Raw genomic sequence first — 22846 nt, 5'->3', positions numbered from 1 at the left:
TAGCGGCGAGTGGGGCGGAACCCCGTACGGGTGGCGGGGTGCCGTGCCCTGAGCGTAGAGCCTCGGCACAACCACCGTCCGTGCAGTGTTCAGGATCACTCTCGCGGGCCGTTCGCGCACGTATGTCCGTGGGACGATTTGCAGTGGTTTTGCAGCGGTTTTCGAGCCGGGCCCGGTGGGGAGGGAGCAGGCGTGCCGAAGGTGTCCTCCGTGGTCGTCCCCTATGCCGCGTACCTGCGCGTGTACGAGCCGCTGAGCGCCTTCGCGGAGCCGGAGCGCAGCCACTGGGCCCGCTACGCCCGCCGCCCCGACCGCCCCTCCTATCAGGACGAACTGCGCCGCTCCCTCGCCGACTTGCTGCCCACCCCGCCGGTCGCCGTACCGGTGCACGAGAGCGGCGACGCCTTCGTGGCGGAGGTCGACGGCGTGGTCTGCGTGTGCCCCTGGCGGACCCGGCTGCGCGGCTGGCAGGCGCTGGAGGAACTGGCGGACGAGCTGCCCGCGCCGGTGCTGGACGCGGTGCTGCCGCCGGTGGTGCGCCGCCAGGCGGCCCAGGACTACGAGCGCTGGCTCGCCCGCAATCCCGACGCCCGCCCGTGGATCCGCACGGCGACCTGGCAGGTGCCGCTGAACTGGTTCGTGCTGGTCTCCGACGAGGAGCGGCGCTACGAGAAGGGGACCGCCGAGGTGCCCCCGCTGCTGCGCTACCGCACGCCGATGGTGCAGGCCCGGCGCCGGGTGGCGCGGGCGCTGCGCACGCTGAAGGACACCGTCGAGGAGGGCCCGCTGATCGACGGCCTGGTGGACGTCGGCCGCTGGCTGGAGGAGTTCCATCCGCGCTCGCTGGTGGAGCTGGACTACGGCGGCCTGGTGCACGTGCTGCCGGCCGGCGAGCTGGAGGACGATCACTCGGCGGCGGACGTGGCCGCCGGCGTCGAGGCGCTGCGCCGTGGCGACGGGACGGCGGCCGGGGAGGCGTACGGGCGTCTGGTGGAGCGCTGGCGGTCGGTACGGGACCGGCGCTCGGCCAACTGACTCTGCGGCCTGAGTGACGTACGTCACAGCTGATACGGCGTCGGACAGCGTACGGTCAACCGCACTTCACCTACTGATGGGACGTTGGCCCCGATCCGGGCGTATGTCTCAAGCGTGACGGAAGCGTGATGGACCGCACGTACAGGGCCCTTGCGCCTCTTGCCCCTCCTCATGCCAAAATAGGACAAGGAGTCCGGGGAGGGCTCCGTTCGCCCAACTGTGCTCCATTGTGGGCGAAATCTCAGCATTGCACGCTTTGGGGGGTCTGGTGACTCCTGATCGTCCTGTGACTGATCGTCACAGTGGCGTGACTGTCCGCTATGGCATGGTCCATCGGCTTCCGTCGCTGATGAACACCTGGGAGGGCAATTCCATCGGTTTGGCCGACGCGGCTGGACAGATGGTGTAGTTGTAGTGCCGAGGACAAGCCGTTCGTCCTATAACCGACTCGACTCGCGTCCGCCATTTCGGGCAACGCGGGTCAAGGTGCAGAATTTAGAGGAAAGAACCGAGAAGGTTCGGTTCTCCCGAGGAGGCCGCTCATGACCGCTCGCACCCCTGATGCCGAGCCGCTGCTGACCCCGGCTGAGGTCGCCACCATGTTCCGTGTCGACCCCAAGACGGTCACGCGGTGGGCGAAGGCCGGCAAGCTCACGTCCATCCGCACGCTCGGCGGGCACCGCCGCTACCGCGAGGCCGAGGTTCGCGCTCTGCTCGCGGGCATCCCGCAGCAGCGCAGCGAGGCCTGAACAATCGCATAACCGGGCAAACCGGCTGGTCCCCCAATCGGCCGAGGTGCCCGAAACGCTAGCTCCAAGCGACGCGGGATCTGCCCCAACAGGCCCCACGCCCAAGCCGAACAGACCGTTGTTCAGAAGTTGTCGGCAGCGACACAGGGTGCGTCGTAGATCGCGCTGGACTCCGCCGGGTCCAGCGCGATCTTTTTTGTGCGCCGGCCGGGTGCGGGGGCGGCCCCTGTGAGCGGCCTTGTCGGAGTCTGGGGAGGGCTGTCGGAACGACTGTGCGTGACCTCGGTGTGCGGTGCAATTGCACATATTAAATTGACCACTTGTATGACAGTGGTAAGTACCGCCCTTTCAAAAACTCATGCGGTGACTCCCGTCACACGCCTGGGCGGTTGTTGCCGACAGCCTGTGTGCGCTAGTGGAGCGTCAGGTTCCAGCGTCCCACGTGTGGTGCGGAGTTGGGGCCGCCGTCGGTCACGCCGGCCGAGGACTTTCGTCTCCGGCGCCGTCGTCATCCGTGTCCGGCGTCCGCGGGGCGGCGTCCATCGCCAGCCGCAGCAGGTGATGGCAGACGGCGCAGTGGCGAGTGAGGTGCCGGTAGGACGAGGCGGCCGCCAGATGCGCCCTCAACAGCGCCCGCGTCTCATGCCTGACCATTGCCCCCATATCCCACCTCCAGAGACCCGGCGAAAGCAGGCCCTGCCTTCTGCGTACCGACCGAATGTGACGCCGTCAAGGGAACCGGGGGGGTCTGGGACGGGGTGGTGGGGCCGAGGGGCTCCAGGGGGGCCTGGAGGGGGCCGAGAGGAGGTCTGGAAGGGGGAGGGCTCGTTTCGCCATCGACGGCAGCGGGGACGCTCCAGCGGCCACCTCGGGAGCGCTTTCACGGGGCCGGGCGAAACGGAATACCGAAGGGCCCCGCATCCGGCTGCGCCGCGGGCGCGGCCTGGGCTTGGGGATGGGGGAAGGGCCCCGCGTCCGGTGTCGGATACGGGGCCCTTCTTCGAGGCGGTCCTGACGGGATTTGCTGTGTCTGATTGCGGCTGCGCCGCGGGCGCGGCTTGGGCTTGGGGATGGCGAAGGGCCCCGCGTCCGGTGTCGGATACGGGGCCCTTCTTCGATGCGGTCCTGACGGGATTTGAACCCGCGGCCTCCACCTTGACAGGGTGGCGAGCACTCCAAACTGCTCCACAGGACCAGGTTTCGCGGCGCTTGGCTTGGTGCGTTGCGCTGCGAGATGAGACTGTACAGGAGGTGGGGCCGCCTGGTCGAACTCACCCCCTGTACACGCGTGATTACGGCACAGCGGCGTCGATCGCCTTCACGATCCGCTTGTCGGAGACGGGGTAGGCCGTGCCGAGGGCGTGGGCGAAGTAGCTGACCCTCAGCTCCTCGATCATCCAGCGGATGTCCAGGACCGCCTGGGGGACCGGACGGCCCTTCGGGAGCTGTTCCAGGAGCCAGGCGTACTCGTCCCGCATCTCGTGGACCTTCTCCATGCGCGTGGTGTCCCGCTGGACGTTCGTCGGCATCTGCTGGAGCCTGCGGTCCGCCGCCACCAGGTAGCGCATCAGGTCCGGCAGGCGGCGTATGCCGGCCCACGTCACGAAGCCGGGCTTCACGAGGGCGTCCAACTGCCCCCGGACGTCCGTCAGGTTCGCCAGCAGCGCGGGGCTGCGGGTGGCCTTCAGACGGCGTTCACAGGCCTGCCAGGCGGCCAGCACCTGCTGCACCTGGGCGACCGTACGGACCGTCGTGTCCACGATCTCCGCGCGGACCTTGTCGTACAGCTTCCGGTACGACTCCTCGTCCCACACAGGCCCGCCGAAGTCCGCGATCAGCTTGTCGGCCGCCGCCATCGCGCAGTCGTCGAACAACGCCTGGACGGAGCCGTGCGGATTCGCCGAGAGCGCCAGCTTCTGGGCATTGGTCAGCTTCTCGGACGCGAACTTCGCCGGGTTCACCGGGATGTTGCGCAGGATCAGCCGCCGGGTGCCCTGCCACATGGCCTCCGCCTGCTCGGCCTCCGTGTCGAAGAGCCGGACCGAGACCGTGTCGCCGTCGTCCACCAGCGCCGGGTACGCCTTCACCGGCTGGCCGGCCCGCCGCGTCTCGAAGACGCGCGTCAGCGAGCCGATCGTCCAGTCGGTCAGCCCCTTGCGCTCCAGCGACTCCCCGCCCTCGCGGGACGCGGTCGCCGCGGCCGCCTGGGACAGGGCCTGCCTGGCCTTCGGCTTCAGCCTGAGCTTCAGCGCCTCCAGATCCTTGTCCTCGGCCAGCTTCCGCCGCCGTTCGTCCACGATCCGGAAGGTGATCTTGAGGTGGTCGGGGACCTTCGACCAGTCGAAGTCCTCCGCCTCGAAGGGGACACCGACCATCCGCTTCAGCTCGCGCGCCATCGTCACCGGCAGCGGCTCCTGCAGGGGCACCGCCTTCTCCAGGAACGCCTTCGCGTAGTTCGGCGCGGGGACGTAGTGACGGCGGACGGGCTTGGGGAGGGAGCGGATCAGCTCCGTGACCACCTCCTCGCGCAGGCCCGGGATCTGCCAGTCGAAGCCCTCGTCCGTGACCTGGTTGAGCACCTGGAGCGGGATGTGGACCGTCACGCCGTCCGCGTCCGCGCCCGGCTCGAACTGGTACGTCACCCGGAACTTCAGCTGACCCTGCCGCCAGGAGTCCGGATAGTCGGCCTTGGTGACCGCCTCCGCCGACTCCCGGATGAGCATCTCCCGCTCGAAGTCCAGAAAGTCGGGCTGCTCGTGCCGCTTCCGCTTCCACCAGGAGTCGAAGTGGGCGCCCGACACCACATGGTCGGGGACGCGCTGGTCGTAGAAGTCGAAGAGCGTGTCGTCGTCGACCACGATGTCCCGGCGCCGCGCCCGGTGCTCCAGCTCCTCGACCTCGCTGAGGAGCCTGCGGTTGTCGGCGAAGAACTTGTGGTGCGTGCGCCAGTCGCCCTCGACCAGCGCGTTGCGGATGAACAGCTCGCGGCTCGTCCCGGGGTCGATCCGGCCGTAGTTCACCTTCCGCTGGGCGACGATCGGGACGCCGTACAGCGTGACCTTCTCGTACGCCATCACGGCCGCCTGGTCCTTCTCCCAGTGCGGTTCGCTGTACGTCCGCTTCAGGAGGTGCTCGGCGAGCGGCTCGACCCACTCCGGTTCGATCTTGGCGTTGACCCGGGCCCAGAGACGGGAGGTCTCGACGAGCTCGGCGGACATCACGAACTTCGGCTGCTTCTTGAACAGCGCCGAGCCCGGGAAGATCGCGAACTTGGCGTTGCGGGCGCCCAGGTACTCGTTCTTGTTGCCGTCCTTCACGTCCTTCATCCCGATGTGGGAGAGGAGGCCGGAGAGGAGGGAGGTGTGGATGCGGTCGCTGGGAGCGTCCTCCTCGGCGAGGTGGATACCCATCTGCTTGGCGACCGTGCGCAGCTGGAGGTAGATGTCCTGCCATTCGCGGATGCGCAGGAAGTTCAGGTACTCCTGCTTGCACATCCGACGGAAGGACGACGACCCCCGCTCCCGCTGCTGCTCGCGGACGTACCGCCACAGGTTCAGGTAGGCGAGGAAGTCGCTGGTCTCGTCCTTGAAGCGGGCGTGCTGCTGGTCGGCCTGGGTCTGCTTGTCGGCCGGGCGTTCGCGCGGGTCCTGGATGGACAGCGCGGCGGCGATGACCATGACTTCGCGGACACAGCCGTTCTTGTCGGCCTCCAGGACCATGCGGGCCAGCCGCGGGTCGACCGGCAGCTGGGCCAGCTTGCGGCCGGTGTCGGTGAGCCGCTTGCGCGGGTCCTTCTGCGCCGGATCCAGCGCGCCCAGCTCCTGCAGCAGCTGCACGCCGTCGCGGATGTTGCGGTGGTCCGGCGGGTCGATGAAGGGGAACTTCTCGATCTCGCCGAGGCCGGCCGCGGTCATCTGGAGGATGACGGAGGCCAGGTTCGTACGCAGGATCTCCGCGTCCGTGAACTCCGGGCGGGCGAGGAAGTCGTCCTCGCTGTAGAGGCGGATGCAGATGCCGTCGGACGTACGGCCGCAGCGGCCCTTGCGCTGGTTGGCGCTGGCCTGCGAGACCGGCTCGATGGGCAGCCGCTGGACCTTGGTGCGGTGGCTGTAGCGGCTGATCCGGGCGAAGCCGGGGTCGATGACGTACTTGATGCCGGGGACCGTGAGGGACGTCTCGGCGACGTTCGTCGCCAGAACGATCCTGCGTCCGGTGTGCGGCTGGAAGACCCGGTGCTGCTCGGCGTGCGACAGCCGGGCGTAGAGGGGCAGGATCTCGGTGAACCTGTACCTCTTCTTCTCCAGCGCGTCGGCGGTGTCCCGGATCTCCCGCTCACCGGAGAGGAAGACGAGGATGTCGCCCTGGCCCTCGGCCTGGAGTTCCTCGACCGCGTCGCAGATCGCGGTGATCTGGTCCCGGTCGGCGTCCTCGGCATCCTCTTCGAGGAGGGGCCGGTAGCGCACCTCCACCGGATACGTCCGGCCGCTGACCTCGATGATCGGCGCGTCCCCGAAGTGCCGGGAGAAGCGCTCGGGGTCGATGGTCGCGGAGGTGATGACGACCTTCAGGTCCGGCCGCTTCGGCAGCAGCTGAGCCAGATAGCCGAGCAGGAAGTCGATGTTGAGAGACCGCTCGTGGGCCTCGTCGATGATGATCGTGTCGTAGGCGCGCAGCTCGCGGTCGGTCTGGATCTCGGCGAGCAGGATGCCGTCCGTCATCAGCTTGATGAACGTGGCGTCCGGGTTCACCTGGTCGGTGAAGCGGACCTTCCAGCCGACGGCCTCGCCGAGCGTCGTCCGCAGCTCCTCCGCCACGCGCTCGGCGACGGTCCGGGCGGCGATACGGCGGGGCTGGGTGTGCCCGATCATGCCGCGCACGCCCCGGCCCAGCTCCATACAGATCTTCGGGATCTGCGTGGTCTTGCCGGACCCGGTCTCACCGGCGACGATGACGACCTGGTGATCGCGGATGGCCTCGGCGATCTCGGCCTTCTTCTGGCTGACGGGCAGCTGCTCGGGGTACGACACGGCGGGCACGCGGACGCGTCGTTCGGCCATACGGGCCTCGGCCTTGCCGACCTCGGCCTCGATCTCGGCGAGGACGGCGGCGCGGGCCTCCGGCTTACGGATCTTGCGCGCGCCCTCAAGCCGCCGACCGAGCCGGTGCGCGTCACGCAGCGACAGCTCGGTCAGACGGGGGGCGAGGGTGCCGAGGGCGGGGGCGGGATGCGTAGACATACGCGGTCCAGGATCTCACCTCGGGGAAATGAGTGGCGAACGCTTTTGCGCGCGGCTCGCACCCCGCCCCCGTCCGGCCGTGGGTGCCGGCCGCTACTCCGTGCGCCAGTCGGTGAGCAGCACCGGGCGGTCGGTGAGCCGCTGCAGGCCGCTGCCGTCGGTGGCGTTCATCACGTAGGTGGCGTTGTCGCCGGTGACGTCGTCGTGGCCCTCGAAGGCGATCTTCGTGCCGTCGGGGGAGTAGACGGCGTTCTGGTCGGAGGACAGCGGGGTCGTCCAGCCGCTGTTCAGGTCGGTGACCGCACCGGTGGCCACGTCGACGGAGTGCACGCCGTACTGGGTCGTGTAGGCGAGCCGGGTGCCGTCCGGGGACCAGTCGGCGGGCGATGCCCACACGTCGTGGCTCGTGGTGAGCCGGCGCGCCTCCAGGGTGGTGGTGTCCATGATGGAGACGTCGGCGCCGTACTGCCAGGAGCCGTCCGCGGCCTGGTACTCGGTGGTCTGCAGGAAGGCGAGGGAGCGGCCGTCGGGCGAGAAGGTGCCGCGCATGCCGACGGCGAGCGTCTGCTCGCCGGTGCCGTCGGTGTTCACCCACTCCAGGCCGCGTGGGCTGTCGAAGACGATCCGTTGTCCGTCGGGCGACCAGTGGGGGTGGGCGACGTACGGGGCGTCGTTCGTCTCGGGCTGGACGCCCGCGACCAGGACGTGCGGATTGCTGCCGTCGGCTCCGGCGACCATCAGGTCCTGGGCGTAGGCGCAGCCCCCCTCCGGCTGGGGGATGCAGGTGCTTTCGGGATGGATGTACGCCACCCGGGAGCCGTCGGGGGACACGACGCCGTCCGTGGCGCCCTGGGCGTAGACGGTGGTGACGGTTCCGGCGACGGGATTGAGGGCGACCATGTTCGCGGTGCCCGTGCTGTAGTCGGTGGCGGTGAGCAGGCCCGGGCCGTGGCTGCCGTCCGCCACGGCGGTGCCGGCCAGCGGCAGTGCGGTCGCGATCGCCAGCGTGACGGTCAACACCCCGTGTCTGAAACGCACGTGAGTTCCTCCCTGGAAACCAGGACCGGCTTTCCCGGCCCCCGGTGCAGGAGCGCGCGCGGGCCGGGAAACATCACGCGCCGGAGGCCGGCCCCGTCCCGCCCGAGGGGGCCGCGGAACCGGCGGCACGGCCTGCGGCGGCTCCCAGTGCGAGCGACTTGGCGGTGTTGGAGACGGCCTTGATGCCCAGGTAGGCGGTGGTCATGCTGCTCACGGCGGTGAACGCGGCGGTGAGGATGCCGACGATCACGGACTTGTCCCCGTCGAGTCGCCACACGCCGATGATCGCGACGATGACGATCGCGAGATTGCTGGCGATGACCGCGAGCAGCCCGTACCGCGCCCGGGTCTTCTCCAGCTGGGTGTCCGCTGTCACGGCGGCGGCCTGGTCCTGGTTCATCTCCCCGTCCCCCTGTTCAGCAGCTGTGCGACCCGTGCGTCCACCTGAGCCCGGTCATACCCGCGCCGGACGATGTCGAAGACCGGCGGTGCCTCGGGTGCCGTACCTGCGGTCAGCCGGGTCAGATAGGCGTCCACCTGGGCGCGGTCGTAACCGCGCCGAGCGATGTCGAAACCCTGGAAACCTTGGAAACCCTGGAAGTCGTCCGCCATGCCTGCCCTCCCCCGCTACGACGAAGGCCCCGTTCATCGAACGGGGCCTTCTGGTTGTGGCTGGGGCCGGGGTCGAACCGGCGACCTATCGCTTTTCAGGCGATCGCTCGTACCAACTGAGCTACCCAGCCACGGTGTTTCACGTGAAACACCAGCGGTCCTGACGGGATTTGAACCCGCGGCCTCCACCTTGACAGGGTGGCGAGCACTCCAAACTGCTCCACAGGACCAAGCTTGTGCGTGCAACAGTGTCGCACACGGTTTTGCGTGCCCCCAACGGGATTCGAACCCGTGCTACCGCCTTGAAAGGGCGGCGTCCTAGGCCGCTAGACGATGAGGGCTATCGGCCCGCCTGGGCGCTTCTCAGCGCGTCGGGGACGTGAGAAGCATATGGGATGGCGAGGGGTATCGCCAAAACGGTTTACGGCGAGGGGGCGGAAGCCGAGGGAGAGACGGGCGTGGTGGGGGCGGCGCCGGGCTTGACCGGGGTGGCCAGATGGCGGCTGACCTCGGCCGTCGTCTCGCCCAGCCCGCCCAGCCTGATCGCGTCCCAGGCCTGGAGGCGGCGGCTGTCCCGGTCGAAGTAGAGGATCGAGGCCTCGATCGGGGCGGGGTACTTGCCCTCCACCGCGCGCAGCCCGCTTCCGCCCGTGGAGCCCTCCATGCGGAGCCGGGTGCCGTAGGGCAGGATCTCGTCCCCCTCGTGGTGCAGATGGCCGCAGAGCACCAGCGGCACCTCGCCGTCCGTCTCGCGCGCCGCGGCCGGTTCGTGGGCGACGGCGATGTCCACCGGGGTGCGCCGGGCCTTCTGGTCGCGCAGGGCGCTGGCCAGCCGGTCACCGGCCAGTTGCTCGGCCGCGTCGCCGCCCGGCACCGCCGAACGGTCGGGGGTGAACTGCGGATCCCCGATGCCCGCGAACCGCAGGCCCGCGACCGTCTGCGCCCGGGCGTCGTCCAGGACGTGCACGTTCTTCATCCGCCCCAGGTAGTGCTGGGTGATCCGCGAATCGTGGTTGCCGCGCACCCACACATACGGCACGCCCAGGTCCCTGACCGGGTCCAGGAAGCCGTTCTCGGCCGCTATCCCGTGGTCCATGGTGTCGCCGGAGTCGACGATCACGTTCACCTTGTACTGCTCCACCAGCGAGGCGATGATCTTCCAGCTCGCCGGGTTGAGATGGATGTCCGACACGTGCAGGACCCGGATGGTGGAGGGGTCCGGCTGGTAGGCCGGGAGCGTGGAGGTGACGTCGTAGAGCTTCGTCACGTTCGTCACCAGACGGGCCAGCTCCTTCTGGTAGACGTCGAACTCGGTGACGATGCTGCGCGCGTTGCCGACCACGGACGGCGCCGACGACAGCAGCCCCGAGTACTTCGGCTCCAGCACCGACTTCGGGTTCCAGGTGGCGTACGCCGACGCGCCCGAGGCGGCGAGCAGCGCCAGGGCCAGTCCGCCGGCCGCGAGAGCCCGGCGCGGGCGGCGGTAGACGGCGAGGCCGAGGGTGGTGGCGCCCACGACGACCGCGGCGCAGGAGCGCACCGCCAGGTCCAGCGTGCCGTGCTCGACGTCCCGGGCCACCTCGTCCTGGAGGCCGGAGAGCCGCTCGGGGTGGTCGACCAGGGCCTGGGAGCGGAGCGGGTCGAGCTGGTCGACGTTGACGTCCAGGCGGACCGGGGCCACATGGCTGTCGAGGGAGAGCGCGCCCAACGGCGAGATGTTGATCTTCGTGCCGCCGGTGAGGGAGGGGCGCAGCGCCATCGTCGTGTTCATCGGGCCGACCGGGGTCCGTACGTTCCCGACGATCAGCAGGCCCAGCCAGGCGCCGACGAGGACGACGGCCGTGAGCCCGAGAGCGCTCAGCCAGGGGCGGGCGCCGGCTTCCGGGGCGGGGAGCGTGCGGGGCCGTCGGCGGATGGGGTGTGCCGGGGTGCGGAGGGTGCGGGGCCTTCGGCCGGTGGGGTGTGCCGGGGTGCGGAGGGTGCGGATGGGGCGCAGGCGTACGCGGTTCGTCAGCGTGCGCAGGGCTGCGACCGGGCGGCGGGCGGCGACGGGGACGCGGACCATTGGTCCCGTATGCCCACGTACGGACGCGGATATGCGGCGCCGCACCGCAGTCGTACGCGCCGCTCGTACGAAGCTGTCGTACCGGACAATGACCCTGTGCTGGAGATGACGCGTGAGGAGTTCGAGGAGCTGGTCGCCGAGGCGCTCGACCGGATCCCGCCGGAGCTGACGCGGCTCATGGACAACGTGGCGGTGTTCGTGGAGGACGAGCCCCCCACCGACGACCCCGAGCTGCTCGGCCTGTACGAGGGCACGCCGCTGACCGACCGGGGCGAGTGGTACGCGGGCGTGCTGCCGGACCGGATCACCGTCTACCGGGGGCCGACGCTCAGGATGTGCGAGACCCGTGAGGACGTGGTCGTGGAAACCGAGGTGACGGTGGTGCACGAGATCGCACATCACTTCGGCATCGACGACGCCCGGCTGCACACGCTGGGCTACGGCTGAGCGGCGAGCGCGTGCGGCGCCGGGCGCGGATGTGCGTACGGCTGGGCGCCGATGCGGGCGGGGCGCGTGTCCTCTTGCGGGCGGGGGGAGTTGGGGAGGTTGACTCTCTTCCTTGCCCTCGGAGGTGGCCGCCGTGCGCCCCTTGTACGTACCCGTCCGGCTCGCCGTCACCATGCTGGCCGTCGCCACGGCGGCCGGCTGTGTGAACGTGGGTGACGACGCCGGCCGGGCCCGGCCCTCCCACTCGGCGGGCCGGCACGGCGGCGAGGCGCCGGACGGCGGCCCGGTGGACGGCGTCGGCGGCCGGCAGCACGGCGGCTCCGCGGGCGACGGCAAGCACGGCAACGGCGGCACGGTGAAGCCCGGCGAGTCGCCCAGTGCGTCGGCGGCCCCGTCCGCCGCGGGCAGCGCGTCCGCGCCCCCTGTCCAGCCCGGCAAGCCCGGTAAGCCGCGGAAGACCCCCGACCCCGGGGACCCGCCGCCGACCGCGGCCCCGTCCACCCCGCCGGCCACCTCCCAGCCGCCCGCACCCCCGGCCTCCACCCCGCCGCCCCCGCCCCCCTCTCAGTCCCCGACGCCCGAGCCGTCCTCCTCGGCGCACGAGGGCCCGGGACCCCAGCTGGTCCAGCGCGAGCCGGCACCCGAGGCGGGCGCACCGGCGTGAGGGGGCCGAGCCGAACGGCGCCGACCTGCGGCGATGAGCTCGGTTTGCCTTCAGGGGTGGTAGGTGCGTATGGTGGTAGATCGTTTGATCCCATTTGCCCGGCGCCACCACAGAGCGCGCCGTGTGGCGCGTACTCTCCTTTGCCGTGGCGGACCGCATTGAGGCGGTCGTGAGCGAATCACGGAGTTGACGGGCGCGTGCCGAAGAGACTCCGGAAGGTTTCGCATTCGCATGTCCGTGTCCAGCACTGATCAGTTCGTCGTGTCCGAGAACGAGCTCACCGAGCTCGACCAGGAACTCGTCGACGTGACGACCGAGGTCACCGAGGCCGCAGAGGCCGCTGACACCACCCCCCAGTCCCCCCAGATCACCTTCGCCGACCTCGGCCTGCCCGAGGGCATCGTGCGCAAGCTCGCACAGAACGGCGTGACGACCCCCTTCCCGATCCAGGCCGCGACCATCCCGGACGCCCTGACCGGCAAGGACATCCTCGGCCGTGGCCGCACCGGCTCCGGCAAGACCCTCTCCTTCGGTCTGCCGACCCTGGCCACGCTGGCCGGCGGTCGCACCCAGAAGCACAAGCCCCGCGCGGTCATCCTCACCCCGACCCGCGAGCTGGCCATGCAGGTCGCCGACGCCCTCCAGCCGTACGGCGACGTCCTCGGCCTGAAGATGAAGGTCGTCTGCGGCGGCACCTCCATGGGCAACCAGATCTACGCCCTGGAGCGCGGCGTCGACATCCTCGTCGCCACGCCCGGCCGGCTGCGCGACATCATCAACCGCGGCGCCTGCTCCCTGGAGGACGTGCAGATCGCCGTCCTGGACGAGGCCGACCAGATGTCCGACCTGGGCTTCCTGCCCGAGGTCACCGAGCTGCTCGACCAGGTCCCGGCGGGCGGCCAGCGCATGCTCTTCTCCGCCACGATGGAGAACGAGATCCAGACCCTCGTCGACCGCTACCTGAACAGCCCCGTCTCGCACGAGGTGGACGCGGCCCAGGGCGCGGTGACGACCATGTCGCACCACATCCTCATCGTGAAGCCCAAGGACAAGGCGCCGGTCACCGCCGCGATCGCCTCCCGCAAGGGCCGCACGATCATCTTCGTCCGCACCCAGCTGGGCGCCGACCGCGTCGCCGAGCAGCTGCGCGAGGCCGGCGTGAAGGCCGACGCGCTGCACGGCGGCATGACCCAGGGCGCCCGCACCCGCACCCTGGCCGACTTCAAGGACGGCTACGTCAACGTCCTGGTCGCCACCGACGTCGCCGCCCGAGGCATCCACGTCGACGGCATCGACCTGGTCCTGAACGTGGACCCGGCCGGCGACCACAAGGACTACCTGCACCGCGCCGGCCGTACGGCCCGCGCCGGGCGCACCGGCACGGTCGTCTCGCTGTCCCTGCCGCACCAGCGGCGCCAGATCTTCCGCCTGATGGAGGACGCCGGCGTCGACGCCGCGCGCCACATCATCCAGGGGGCCGGCGCCTTCGACCCGGAGGTCGCCGAGATCACCGGCGCCCGCTCCATGACCGAGGTCCAGGCCGAGTCCGCGAACAACGCCGCCCAGCAGGCCGAGCGCGAGGTCGCCCAGCTCACCAAGCAGCTGGAGCGTGCCCAGCGCCGCGCGGCCGAGCTGCGCGAGGAGTCCGACCGGCTGGTCGCCCGGGTCGCCCGCGAGCGCGGCGAGGACCCCGAGGCCGCGGTGGCCGAGGCCCAGGCGACGGCCGCGGAGGAGCTGGCGGCGGCCGAGGCCAAGGCCGCAGCCGCCGCCGCGCAGCAGGCCGAGCGGGCCGAGCGCGAGGAGCGTCCGGCGGCTTCGGCGCCGTACGAGCGCCGGGAGCGGCGGAGCTTCGACCGCGACCGTGGTGAGCGCGGCGAGCGGGGCGGCTTCGAGCGCCGTGAGGACCGTCGCCCGTTCGACCGTGACCGTGACCGGGGCGGCGACCGTGGTGGCCGTACCTTCGAGCGCCGCGAGGACCGGGGTGGCTTCGAGCGCCGCGACGACCGTCGTGACGACCGGGGTGGCCGTGGCTTCGAGCGCCGTGACGACCGCCGTGACGACCGTCGTCCGTTCGACCGCGACCGGGGCGGCGACCGTCCGTTCAACCGCGACCGTCGTGACGACCGGGGTGGCCGTGGCTTCGAGCGCCGTGACGACCGTCGCCCCTTCGACCGCGACCGTGACCGTGACCGGAGCTTCGACCGTGACCGTGGCGGCGACCGCGGCGGCCGTTCCTTCGAGCGCCGCGAGGACCGCGGTGGCTTCGAGCGCCGTGACGACCGTGGCGGCTTCCGCCGGGACGAGCGCGGTGGCCACGGGCACCGGGGCAGCGACCGCCCGTTCAACCGCGACCGCCGCGACGACCGCCCGGGCTTCCGCGCCGGCGGCCACGACCGCCCCTTCGGCCGTCGTGACGACCACCGCGGCACCGGCTCGTTCGGCCGCCGCGAGGACAAGCCGCGCTGGAAGCGCAACGGCTGACGCCGAGTGACCTGAGAAGGGCCCGTACGACCACGACGTCGTACGGGCCCTTTTTGGCCATCCGTTGCCACCGAGTGACGCATGTCATGCCCTCGGCGAGGGAATCGCTGGGGGCATGACAGATGACGCGAGAGTGAGTGGCCTGTCGGACGAGGAACGGCTGGCCCAGCTCGGCTACACCCAGGTCCTCGCCCGCCGGATGTCGGCGTTCTCGAACTACGCCGTCTCCTTCACGATCATCTCGGTGCTGTCGGGCTGTCTGACGCTGTACCTCTTCGGCATGACCACCGGCGGCCCCGCGGTGATCACCTGGGGCTGGGTCGCGGTCGGCCTGATGACGCTGTTCGTGGGCCTGTCGATGGCCGAGATCTGCTCGGCGTACCCGACCTCGGCAGGCCTGTACTTCTGGGCCCACCGCCTCGCACCGCCGCGCTCGGCGGCGGCCTGGGCGTGGTTCACGGGCTGGTTCAACGTGCTGGGCCAGGTCGCGGTGACCGCGGGCGTCGACTTCGGCGCGGCCTCCTTCCTCGGCGCGTACCTGGACCTCCAGTTCGGCTTCCGGGTGACCCCGGACCGCACGGTCCTGCTGTTCGCCGCGATCCTCGTCCTGCACGGCCTGCTGAACACCTTCGGCGTGCGGATCGTCGCCTTCCTGAACGACGTGAGCGTGTGGTGGCACGTGCTCGGCGTCGCCGTGATCGTCGGCGCGCTCGCCCTCGTCCCGGACCACCACCAGTCGGCGTCGTTCGTGTTCACGAAGTTCGTCAACGAGACGGGCTGGGGCAGCGGCCCGTACGTCGTCCTGCTGGGCCTGCTGATGGCCCAGTACACCTTCACCGGCTACGACGCCTCCGCGCACATGACGGAGGAGACCCACGACGCGGCGACGGCCGGCCCGAAGGGCATCGTCCGCTCGATCTGGACGTCCTGGATCGCCGGCTTCGTCCTCCTGCTGGGCTTCACGTTCGCGATCCAGTCGTACGACAAGGAGCTGGCGTCCCCCACGGGCGCGCCTCCCGCCCAGATCCTCCTGGACGCGCTGGGCGCGACGACGGGCAAGCTGCTGCTGCTGGTCGTCATCGGGGCCCAGCTCTTCTGCGGGATGGCCTCGGTGACCGCCAACAGCCGCATGATCTACGCCTTCTCGCGTGACGGCGCGCTGCCTTTCTCACGCGTCTGGCACACGGTCAGCCCGCGCACCCGCACCCCTGTCGCGGCGGTCTGGCTGGCCGCGCTCGCCGCCCTCGTTCTCGGCCTGCCCTACCTGATCAACTCGACGGCGTACGCGGCGGTGACGTCGATCGCGGTGATCGGCCTGTACATCGCCTACGTCGTCCCGACCTTCCTCCGCGTCCGCAAGGGCGCCGCCTTCGCCCGCGGGCCGTGGCACCTGGGCCGTTGGTCGGGGCCGATCGGAGTCGTCTCGGTGGGGTGGGTGCTGACGATCACGATCCTCTTCATGCTCCCGCAGGTCTCCCCGGTCACCTGGAAGACCTTCAACTACGCCCCCGTCGCCGTCCTCGCCGTCCTGGGCTTCGCGGCGGCCTGGTGGCTCGCCTCGGCCCGCCACTGGTTCCTCACCGAGGACCGGACCGCCGCTCCCAACCTGGTCGAAAAGTGACACACTTCCCCGTGACGCGGCCGGTCCGTCAATACCCGATCGGAGACACGGCCGCGTCCGGCTATGCTCGGACAGGCAACATCGCCTGGGCCCTTAGCTCAATTGGCAGAGCAGTGGACTTTTAATCCATTGGTTGTGGGTTCGAGTCCCACAGGGCCTACGGCTGGTAGGCGGGGGATATGGCCCCTGACCTGCTACGCAGCGTCCGAGCCGGCGTCAGCTGGCTCGGACGCTGCTTCGTTTCCGGGCTCCTGCGTGAGCGATGCGTGAGCGGGAAGAGCGGCCACCTGCGGCGGTTTTGTGTGAGACCGCCCTCAGCGGATACCCGGCGGGCGTGAGGTACGGCAGTGTGCCCCACGAGTGGGCCGTCTGCCCCGGATGTCTCCATGAGCCTCGGCAGGCGGTGCGCTCCTTACGGGCCTTACGGGTGAGCCCGTCCGGTGCTGCGGGTCGAGTCGGCCGGCGGCGTACGGTGGAGATACCGAGGGCATCACGCACTCCGGCCGTCCTGCCGGGTCGTCCTCGGCGAGAGACGAACCCCGGGCCGTCCGAGCGGCGGTGCGGAGACGGGTCGGCAATCATGCCCGCCGCGATCACAACAACTCCGCACCCTTCCCTGGTCGTTGCGTTTCCCTGCCGAAGGGCGGGGTGATGGCCGTGCAGCGCCTGGACATCCACCGGCGTGACCGGGGGGAGCGGGCCCTCGTCACGCTCGTCGGCGACATCTGGCCGGCCTCGGCGCCCCTGCTGCGGGCCGCGCTGGAGCAGTGCCTGCGCGACGGCATGACCGCCATCGACGTCGATCTCACCACGGTCGGCTCCTGTGACGCCAAGGGCCTGGACGTCTTCCTGGCGGCGTCACGGCATGCCGGCCGCGTGCACGCCTGCCTGCACCTGCACCATCCGTGCGCGCAGATCACCCGGCTCCTCGCCTTCACCGGCTCCGCGCCCCTGCTCCGCGATCTGCTGGACACGTCCGCGGCGGGTCCGTCGGCCGGCGGGACGCAGACGTCCGGCGACCGCGCCGGTGCGCCGGTCGTCAAGGACGGGATCCGCCTGCGCAGGCTGACTCGCCGGCAGGTGGAGGGGATGAGCGAGGACATCGCCGACCTGGCCGTGGCCGGCCCCTTCATGCGGGACGACTTCCTGCGGCGGCTTGCCGTCAGCGCCCGACGGCCTGGCTTCGCGCTGCTGGTGGCCGAGACGACGGTGTTGGTGGGGTGCGTCTTCGGGTTTCCGGTGAGTCCCGTCAGCCGGTCCGAACAGGGGTTGCAGGAGAGCGTCCAACGGCTCACCGGCTGTGCCCGGTTCCTGCTCCTCACTCAGGTCGTGGCGCACCAGCACCCACAGCGCCGCGACATCGGCCGCCGTCTGCAACAGCGTCTGCTGGCCGATGAGCGCACCGAGCTCGGAGTGGCCCTGCTGAATCCGGCCGACCGGGCCGGACAAGCCGCCTACGACTCGTGGGGCTGGCGGAACCACGGGGAGATGGTCGGGCTGCCCGGTCGGGGCGCTCCTTGCGTGTTGACCCTGTTCCGGGGAAGCGGACCGTCGCTTCCAGCGCCTCGGGCCGCCCGTCCAGGCCGGGCGTAGCCTTGAAGACACCGAGAGCATGTCGGGCGCATGATCAGGACAGCGCCGTTCCCGGCGAGTGGCGAACGAGGGCAGCTCCAGGCCGCCCGGACGGGATCGCACGATGGACTCCCCCACACCGCCCGTAGGAGACCGGCCGCCGAGTGACGCGCACACGTACAGGATGCCGCTGGCCCGGCTGAGGCTCACGCCGGAGGCCAGCCATGGCCCGCTGGACGGAGCGTGGTGGCCGCGTTGCGACGCCCTGGAACTGGAGCTGCCCGCGCTCGTGGGCTCGCTCGACCCCGGCCGTGGCACGGTCACCCGCGTCACGGTCGGCGCTGCGGCCTGGCCTGACGCGCCATTGACCGTGTCGGCGCCGGACCACGTGATCGAGGTCGTCCTGAGCGACGCCGCCGCCGAGGAGCATGCCATCACCCTGGACTGCGGCACCCTGGGGCGCTGGGAGCTGCTGGTCGTCCCGCCCGACGAGCCGGCCGGAACCGCCGAACGCCTGCTGACCGCCGCCGCCGATCCGTGGAATCCGCTGTCGGCTCAGCGCACCTTGGCACATGTCGAGGACGGCTTCGGCCGGGAGGGCGCAGGGGAACAGCACGGCCCATGATGGAGTGATGGGACGGGTAGTCCATTCGCCGGTCGACCCCGCCGCCGGTGTCCGTGTGGATCACGGTGGGTGAGCTGATGACGGCCGAACCGGGCACGGACCGCTCCGAGAGCTTCGGGGAAGCGCTTCTGGGGGCGGTTCTCGACCGGGCGCACGAGCTCCCGCCCCACCTCATCGGACCGCTGGTCGCCGACGTGGTGGAGCGGCTCGGCGGCCGCCGTCCGCAGGTGCTGCTCCAGGACTACGGTCAGTTGCTGCTCGTACCTCTGCGCGGTGAGGGCCTCACGGGCGGGGATCCGCAGGACATCGACGCTTCCGTCGCGGGCCGGTGCTTTCTCGACGCCCAGCCCGTCGAGGTGCCCGAGGCCGACGGCGTACGGGTCCACCTGCCGCTGCTGGACGGCGGCGACCAGGTGGGCGTCATGGCCGTGACGCTGGACCGGGTCGATGACGACGACCGGCGGCTGCTGGCCAGGCTCTCCGGCCTGGTTGCCGACCTGCTGGTGACCAAGCACGGCTACTCCGACCTGTTCTTCTCCACCCGCCGCGGTGAGCCGATGAGCGTCGCCGCCGAGATCCAGTGGTCCCTGCTGCCGCCTCTGGCCATGGTCATGCCGCGGGTCGCCGTGGCCGGGATCCTGGAGCCCGCCTACGACGTGGCGGGGGACAGCTTCGACTACGCGCTCAACGGTGACATCCTCCACGTGGCCATGATCGACGCGATGGGGCACGGCCTGGGAGCGGCCACCATGGCCACCGTGGCCATCGGCGCCTACCGTCACGCCCGCCGCCTCGGTACCGGCCTGTCGGAGATCTACGCCGCCATGGACGCAGCCGTGGCACGCCAGTTCGGCCCGGACCACTTCGTCACCGCCCAGATGATGCGGCTGGACACGGCCACGGGGCGGATGCACTGGGTCAATGCGGGACACCCGCCACCGGTACTCGTGCGCGATCACCGCGTCGCGCGTCGGCTGGTCGCCCCCACGACCCTCCCGGTCGGCCTGGGCGGGCCGGCGCCGGAGGTCAGTGAGCTGGACCTGGAGCGTGGAGACCGCGTCCTCTGCTTCACGGACGGACTGATCGAGGAACACGCCGTGGGTGAGGAGCAGTTCGGTGAGGACCAGCTGATCGACTGCGTGAACCGGCTGGAGAGGACCGGTCGCGGGGTCCGGGCGGTGGCGCGCTCCCTGTCGCACACCCTCAAGCGAGCACGGGGCGGACACACGACGGACGACGCGACGCTGCTCCTCGTGGAGTGGCGCGGCTGACCGCACCACCGGCCACGACAGGGGTCAGCCGGACGGCCTCTGCCCGCTTCCCGTGTCGATGAGGATCTGCTCCGCCTCACTGACGTTGCCGGCCAGGACGGCCTGTGCCATCGCCGCGCGGGCGGCCTCGGGCGGCGTGTCCGGTGGGACCACCAGCAGCGAGAAGAGGTCCCGGTCGCCCCGGGTGATCAGGACCGTGTCGTCACCCACCGGGAAGGAGTCCACGTGTACCACGTGGTCGCCGACGACGATCCGGGTCGGGAGCCCGTCCCAGGCCGTGGCATCCAGCCCGACGCGGGTCAGGGGGCCCAGGTGCTCGGTGAGGGCGCTCAGCAGCGCGGGCAGCTCGGCACCGATGTCGCGCGACCGTGGCCACCACGCCCCGTCGAGGACGCCTTCGCGCGATGCCGTCGTCTCCAGCCGGAGCAGTGCGCTCCCCGGCCGCACGGCATGGTGCACACCGCTCGGCAGGTGCCTGGAACCAGGGGATGTGTCGGAGCCGGTCATGGAGGACCACCTGTCCGGGATCCGGTGCGAACACGGGATCCGCCTCGCTTCTGACCACGCTACTCCCCATCACCGCGAGCATCGGCGTCGCCGGGAATCGCCGGGACGCCCGCATACAGCGAGGGGAAGCCGCATGAGGGGCTGCGCGGCGGGGCACCCGGGCGGCGGAGGCTATGAGCGAGGCCGCAAGGCCGACTGCCTGTCGGCATCAGCAGCCTCGGATACCAGCCTGAGAGCGCCAGCCATGACGACACTCCGTGAACGCAAGACCTACCGCAAGGCCGTCCTCCGGCAACTCTACGGAGCCATGGAACGCAACCGACCTGAGGTCAGCGGGGCGGCACTGCGCGAGGTGCTCCGGCTGCCCGACGACGACCTGTCCGCAGCCTGCGCCTACCTGGCCGACGAGGGCCTGATCACCGTCGAGTGGACGTCGCACAAGACGCCCGCCACCGTCTCACTGTCCCATGAGGGCATCCGTTACATGGAGGAGGAAGAGGAGTGGGGTGATCCCAGGCCGAGTGAGTGACACGGCTCCACGCCCGGTCGCTGCTTTTCGGGCCGGGACTTCAATCCCCGTGTGATGCCTGGGCGGATGTGCCGGTGGCCTGCGGATCGAACGCTGCCGGGGCGGACGGTTCGGCGGCTGCCGGACGAGACCGCGGGATCAGCCTCGCTGCCTGCTCAGCGATTTCGCGGTCGAGCTCCGGGAGCAGGCTCGTGTACGTGTCCGAGGTCAGCGTGATGGTGGAGTGCCGGAGGGTCTCCTTCACCGTGTGGATGTCGCCGCCGCCTCCGTGCGTGAGCGTCGCGGCCACGTGGCGCAGGTCCCGCAGGGTGATGGGGGGGGGCAGGTCGGTCGTGGCGAGGATACGGCGGAAGGTCTCCGACACCGTCTCGGGGTGGAGCCAGGAGCCGTCCTCCTTCGTGAAGACCTTGCCCGTGTCCTGCCAGGCGCCGCCCCAGTCCGCACGCTCCTTGTCCTGGCGGGCCTTGTGGTCGCGCAGCACGGCGATGTTCACGCTGTCGAGCGCGATCGTGTTCGCGCTGCCGTCTGTCTTCGGCTCGGACTCGTAGAGGTCCCAGCCGTCCACCACGATCTCCTTGGCCGGAGTGATGAGGCCGGCGCCGAGGTCGATCTCGTGCCAGTCCTGGCCGACCGCCTCGCCGCGACGGAGGCCGCGGGTGCCCATCAGGTGGAAGATCGCGTACAGCCGGTCACCCTCGGCGGCGTCCAGGAAGGCGCCGAACTGCTGCGGGGTCCAGACCATGACCGCGCCGGGGATCTCGCCCGTCTCGCGCCAGCGTCGGACCCGCTCCTCGGTCCAGAGGAGGGGCTTGGGGCGCCTGCCGGACTCCAGCTCGACGTGGGAGGCCGCGTTGAAGGTGATGAGCTGCTGGGCGATCGCGGAATTCAGCGCCGCGCGCAAGGTGCGGCGGATCGCCTGCCGGGTGGCCGGGCCGGTGATCTTTCGGAACGGCTTCATCTCCGCCAGCTTGGCCCGCTCGGCCGCGAGCAGCTTTCGCTCGGCCCCTACGGGTCGCCCGGGTTTGCTCGGCTTGCAGCGGGCGATCTGCTCGCGGCGGGCCTCGTTCTCGGCCGCGATCACCTCGTTCTCGTCGGCGATCGCGTCGAACATCTCCACCAGGTGGCCGACGTTGAGCCGGTCGAGGCGCACGTGGCCGATGCGCGGCTTCAGGTGGACGCGGATGTGGGAGGCGTAACCGTTCAGCGTGGTCTTGCGGCGCTTCTTCGCGGCGAACCACTGGTCGAGCCACTCGCCGACGGTGAGGCTGCCACGGAGGGCCAGGCCCGCACGCAGACGGCGTTGGGTCTCCTCGATGGCCGGCAGTGGGGCCTTCTCGGCCGCGACCTCCGCCAGCATGGCGGCGAGGCGCTGGAGGCTGTCGGGGTCGTCCTTGTCCGCGAGGGCCAGCAGGGAGCGGACGTGGTCGAGTTCCGACTGGGCGTCCTTGAGGGACTCGTAGCCGGCGCGGCTGAAGGAGCGACGGGTGCCGTCCTCGCGGGGCGGCAGTTCCTGGCGTATGGAGTAGTAACCGTGCTTGCGGCCCTTGCGCTTGGGGCACGAGGCGCCGAGTTCCTTGCCGGTCTTCGGGTCGCGGCAGGAGCAACGGCGGTAGGTGGAGCCCTTCAAAGGCGTTCCTCCGGGGTGGTTTCGGTATCGGGTTCGGGCGGGTCGACATCGCCCAGTGCGGGTGGCAGATCAGGTGGGGTGGCCCCCTCCTCGCGGAGGTCGCGGCGGAGGTAGCGGAGCCTGTACTTGGCCGAGACGGCCTGATCGGCGTACTTGGCCTGCTGGCGCTCGGCTTCTTCCTTCTCGGCGCGGCTGGTGGCCGTCTTGGCCGCGAACCGGGCCTGTTCTTCCTCTTCGAGCGCGGCGAGAGCGGTGCGGACGAGACTGGCGTGAAGCTCGAAGTCGGGGACCAGGCCCGCGTCGTAGCCGGGTACGTCCTCTTCCCCGGTGAAGCGCCGTAGGGCGTCCCAGGTGGGCACGAGGTGCTGGAAGGGGAGTTCCTGGGTCTTTTCGACGTAGCCGACCGGGAAGATCAGGCAGACCGGGTACGTCTCCAGGGCGGCGGCCAGGACCATGACGTCCGCGAGGGGGAGGTTGGCCCGGCGGCCGGACTCCATGTTGGCGATCACGTTGCGCGGGATGGGATGTCCGAGCTGTTCGCACCGGTCCGCCAGGTCCTGTGCGCTCCACCCCATCTCCTTCCTTCTGCGCCGGACTTCGCCGGCGACGTTGGCCTTGATCCGGTCCGCCCACTCGGGGACGTCGTCCTCGTCACTTCCATCATCGAAGCCGCGTTGTGTCATAAAGACACATTAGCTTGGCCATCCTGGTTGGTAGACGCCTGGAGCCGGACGTGATGACTGCGTTCGCCGAGGGCTGCATGGAA

Annotated in this window: 19 protein-coding genes and 5 tRNA genes; 11 read left to right on the top strand and 13 right to left on the bottom strand. The window is 70.5% G+C overall.

What is annotated here, in order from left to right:
* Positions 1-192 precede the first annotated feature (192 nt).
* Both LE548_RS28525 and bldC read left to right on the top strand, forming a co-directional pair.
* Positions 193-1035, top strand: coding sequence for a hypothetical protein (locus LE548_RS28525; protein ID WP_225099836.1), 843 nt, complete (start codon positions 193-195; stop codon positions 1033-1035).
* Positions 1036-1577: 542 nt separating this feature from the next.
* Positions 1578-1784, top strand: coding sequence for a developmental transcriptional regulator BldC (gene bldC / locus LE548_RS28520; RefSeq protein ID WP_003949541.1), 207 nt, complete (start codon positions 1578-1580; stop codon positions 1782-1784).
* Between the two features lie 471 nt (positions 1785-2255).
* Here bldC and LE548_RS28515 read toward each other — a convergent pair whose 3' ends face one another.
* The 10 genes from LE548_RS28515 to LE548_RS28470 form a co-directional block, all read right to left on the bottom strand.
* Complete coding sequence (locus LE548_RS28515; protein ID WP_225099835.1) at positions 2256-2447, bottom strand: DUF6274 family protein; 192 nt, start codon at positions 2445-2447, stop codon at positions 2256-2258.
* Positions 2448-2904: 457 nt separating this feature from the next.
* A tRNA-Asp gene (locus LE548_RS28510) sits at positions 2905-2979 on the bottom strand.
* A 97-nt stretch (positions 2980-3076) separates the two neighbouring features.
* The gene (gene hrpA / locus LE548_RS28505; protein ID WP_225099834.1) at positions 3077-7021 is read right to left on the bottom strand and encodes an ATP-dependent RNA helicase HrpA; all 3945 of its coding nucleotides are present in this window, start codon (positions 7019-7021) and stop codon (positions 3077-3079) included.
* Between the two features lie 93 nt (positions 7022-7114).
* Entirely contained in the window at positions 7115-8059 is a 945-nt protein-coding gene (locus tag LE548_RS28500) for a hypothetical protein (protein WP_225099833.1), read from the bottom strand.
* Positions 8060-8132: 73 nt separating this feature from the next.
* A complete protein-coding gene (locus LE548_RS28495) occupies positions 8133-8459 on the bottom strand; it encodes a hypothetical protein (RefSeq protein WP_225099832.1) in 327 nt (108 codons plus the stop codon).
* Complete coding sequence (locus LE548_RS28490) at positions 8456-8671, bottom strand: DivIVA domain-containing protein (RefSeq protein WP_225099831.1); 216 nt, start codon at positions 8669-8671, stop codon at positions 8456-8458. The genes LE548_RS28495 and LE548_RS28490 overlap by 4 nt, the downstream gene beginning before the upstream one ends.
* 57 nt (positions 8672-8728) lie before the next feature.
* A tRNA-Phe gene (locus LE548_RS28485) sits at positions 8729-8802 on the bottom strand.
* Between the two features lie 24 nt (positions 8803-8826).
* A tRNA-Asp gene (locus LE548_RS28480) sits at positions 8827-8901 on the bottom strand.
* 38 nt (positions 8902-8939) lie between these two features.
* Positions 8940-9012, bottom strand: a tRNA-Glu gene (locus LE548_RS28475).
* An 80-nt stretch (positions 9013-9092) separates the two neighbouring features.
* A complete protein-coding gene (locus tag LE548_RS28470; protein ID WP_225099830.1) occupies positions 9093-10736 on the bottom strand; it encodes a metallophosphoesterase in 1644 nt (547 codons plus the stop codon).
* Between the two features lie 96 nt (positions 10737-10832).
* Between LE548_RS28470 and LE548_RS28465 the strand changes: the two genes are divergently transcribed.
* The 8 genes from LE548_RS28465 (at position 10833) to LE548_RS28430 (ending at position 19417) form a co-directional block, all read left to right on the top strand.
* Positions 10833-11183, top strand: coding sequence for a metallopeptidase family protein (locus LE548_RS28465; RefSeq protein ID WP_225099829.1), 351 nt, complete (start codon positions 10833-10835; stop codon positions 11181-11183).
* Between the two features lie 133 nt (positions 11184-11316).
* Positions 11317-11847 (top strand): hypothetical protein, encoded by a 531-nt coding sequence (locus LE548_RS28460; protein ID WP_225099828.1) that lies wholly within the window; start codon positions 11317-11319, stop codon positions 11845-11847.
* Between the two features lie 231 nt (positions 11848-12078).
* A complete protein-coding gene (locus LE548_RS28455) occupies positions 12079-14328 on the top strand; it encodes a DEAD/DEAH box helicase (RefSeq protein ID WP_225099827.1) in 2250 nt (749 codons plus the stop codon).
* Between the two features lie 115 nt (positions 14329-14443).
* Complete coding sequence (locus LE548_RS28450) at positions 14444-15949, top strand: amino acid permease (protein WP_225099826.1); 1506 nt, start codon at positions 14444-14446, stop codon at positions 15947-15949.
* A gap of 87 nt (positions 15950-16036) precedes the next feature.
* Positions 16037-16109, top strand: a tRNA-Lys gene (locus LE548_RS28445).
* Positions 16110-16600: 491 nt separating this feature from the next.
* Positions 16601-17542 carry an STAS domain-containing protein gene (locus tag LE548_RS28440; protein WP_225099825.1) on the top strand — a complete coding sequence of 314 codons (942 nt, stop codon included), beginning with the start codon at positions 16601-16603 and terminating at the stop codon, positions 17540-17542.
* 103 nt (positions 17543-17645) lie between these two features.
* Positions 17646-18146 carry a DUF5994 family protein gene (locus LE548_RS28435; RefSeq protein WP_225099824.1) on the top strand — a complete coding sequence of 167 codons (501 nt, stop codon included), beginning with the start codon at positions 17646-17648 and terminating at the stop codon, positions 18144-18146.
* A gap of 77 nt (positions 18147-18223) precedes the next feature.
* Positions 18224-19417 carry a PP2C family protein-serine/threonine phosphatase gene (locus LE548_RS28430; protein ID WP_225099969.1) on the top strand — a complete coding sequence of 398 codons (1194 nt, stop codon included), beginning with the start codon at positions 18224-18226 and terminating at the stop codon, positions 19415-19417.
* A 24-nt stretch (positions 19418-19441) separates the two neighbouring features.
* On the opposite strand, the gene LE548_RS28425 is transcribed toward LE548_RS28430, so the two are convergent.
* Entirely contained in the window at positions 19442-19924 is a 483-nt protein-coding gene (locus LE548_RS28425) for a DUF5994 family protein (protein ID WP_225099823.1), read from the bottom strand.
* 244 nt (positions 19925-20168) lie between these two features.
* On the opposite strand from LE548_RS28425, the gene LE548_RS28420 reads away from it, so the two are divergent.
* Positions 20169-20453: a hypothetical protein gene (locus LE548_RS28420; protein ID WP_225099822.1), complete on the top strand. Its 285-nt coding sequence runs from the start codon at positions 20169-20171 to the stop codon at positions 20451-20453.
* 40 nt (positions 20454-20493) lie between these two features.
* Here LE548_RS28420 and xerC read toward each other — a convergent pair whose 3' ends face one another.
* Both xerC and LE548_RS28410 read right to left on the bottom strand, forming a co-directional pair.
* Complete coding sequence (gene xerC, locus LE548_RS28415) at positions 20494-22080, bottom strand: tyrosine recombinase XerC (RefSeq protein WP_225099821.1); 1587 nt, start codon at positions 22078-22080, stop codon at positions 20494-20496.
* Positions 22077-22763, bottom strand: a complete 687-nt coding sequence (locus tag LE548_RS28410) for a helix-turn-helix domain-containing protein (RefSeq protein ID WP_225099820.1) — start codon at positions 22761-22763, stop codon at positions 22077-22079. The genes xerC and LE548_RS28410 overlap by 4 nt, the downstream gene beginning before the upstream one ends.
* Positions 22764-22846: the final 83 nt, after the last annotated feature.

Source organism: Streptomyces sp. CoH27 (assembly GCF_020181035.1).
Classification (GTDB): Bacteria; Actinomycetota; Actinomycetes; order Streptomycetales; family Streptomycetaceae; genus Streptomyces; species Streptomyces camelliae.
The sequence above is the reverse complement of the archived record's forward strand: the minus strand, read 5'-3'. Positions and strand labels throughout refer to the sequence as shown.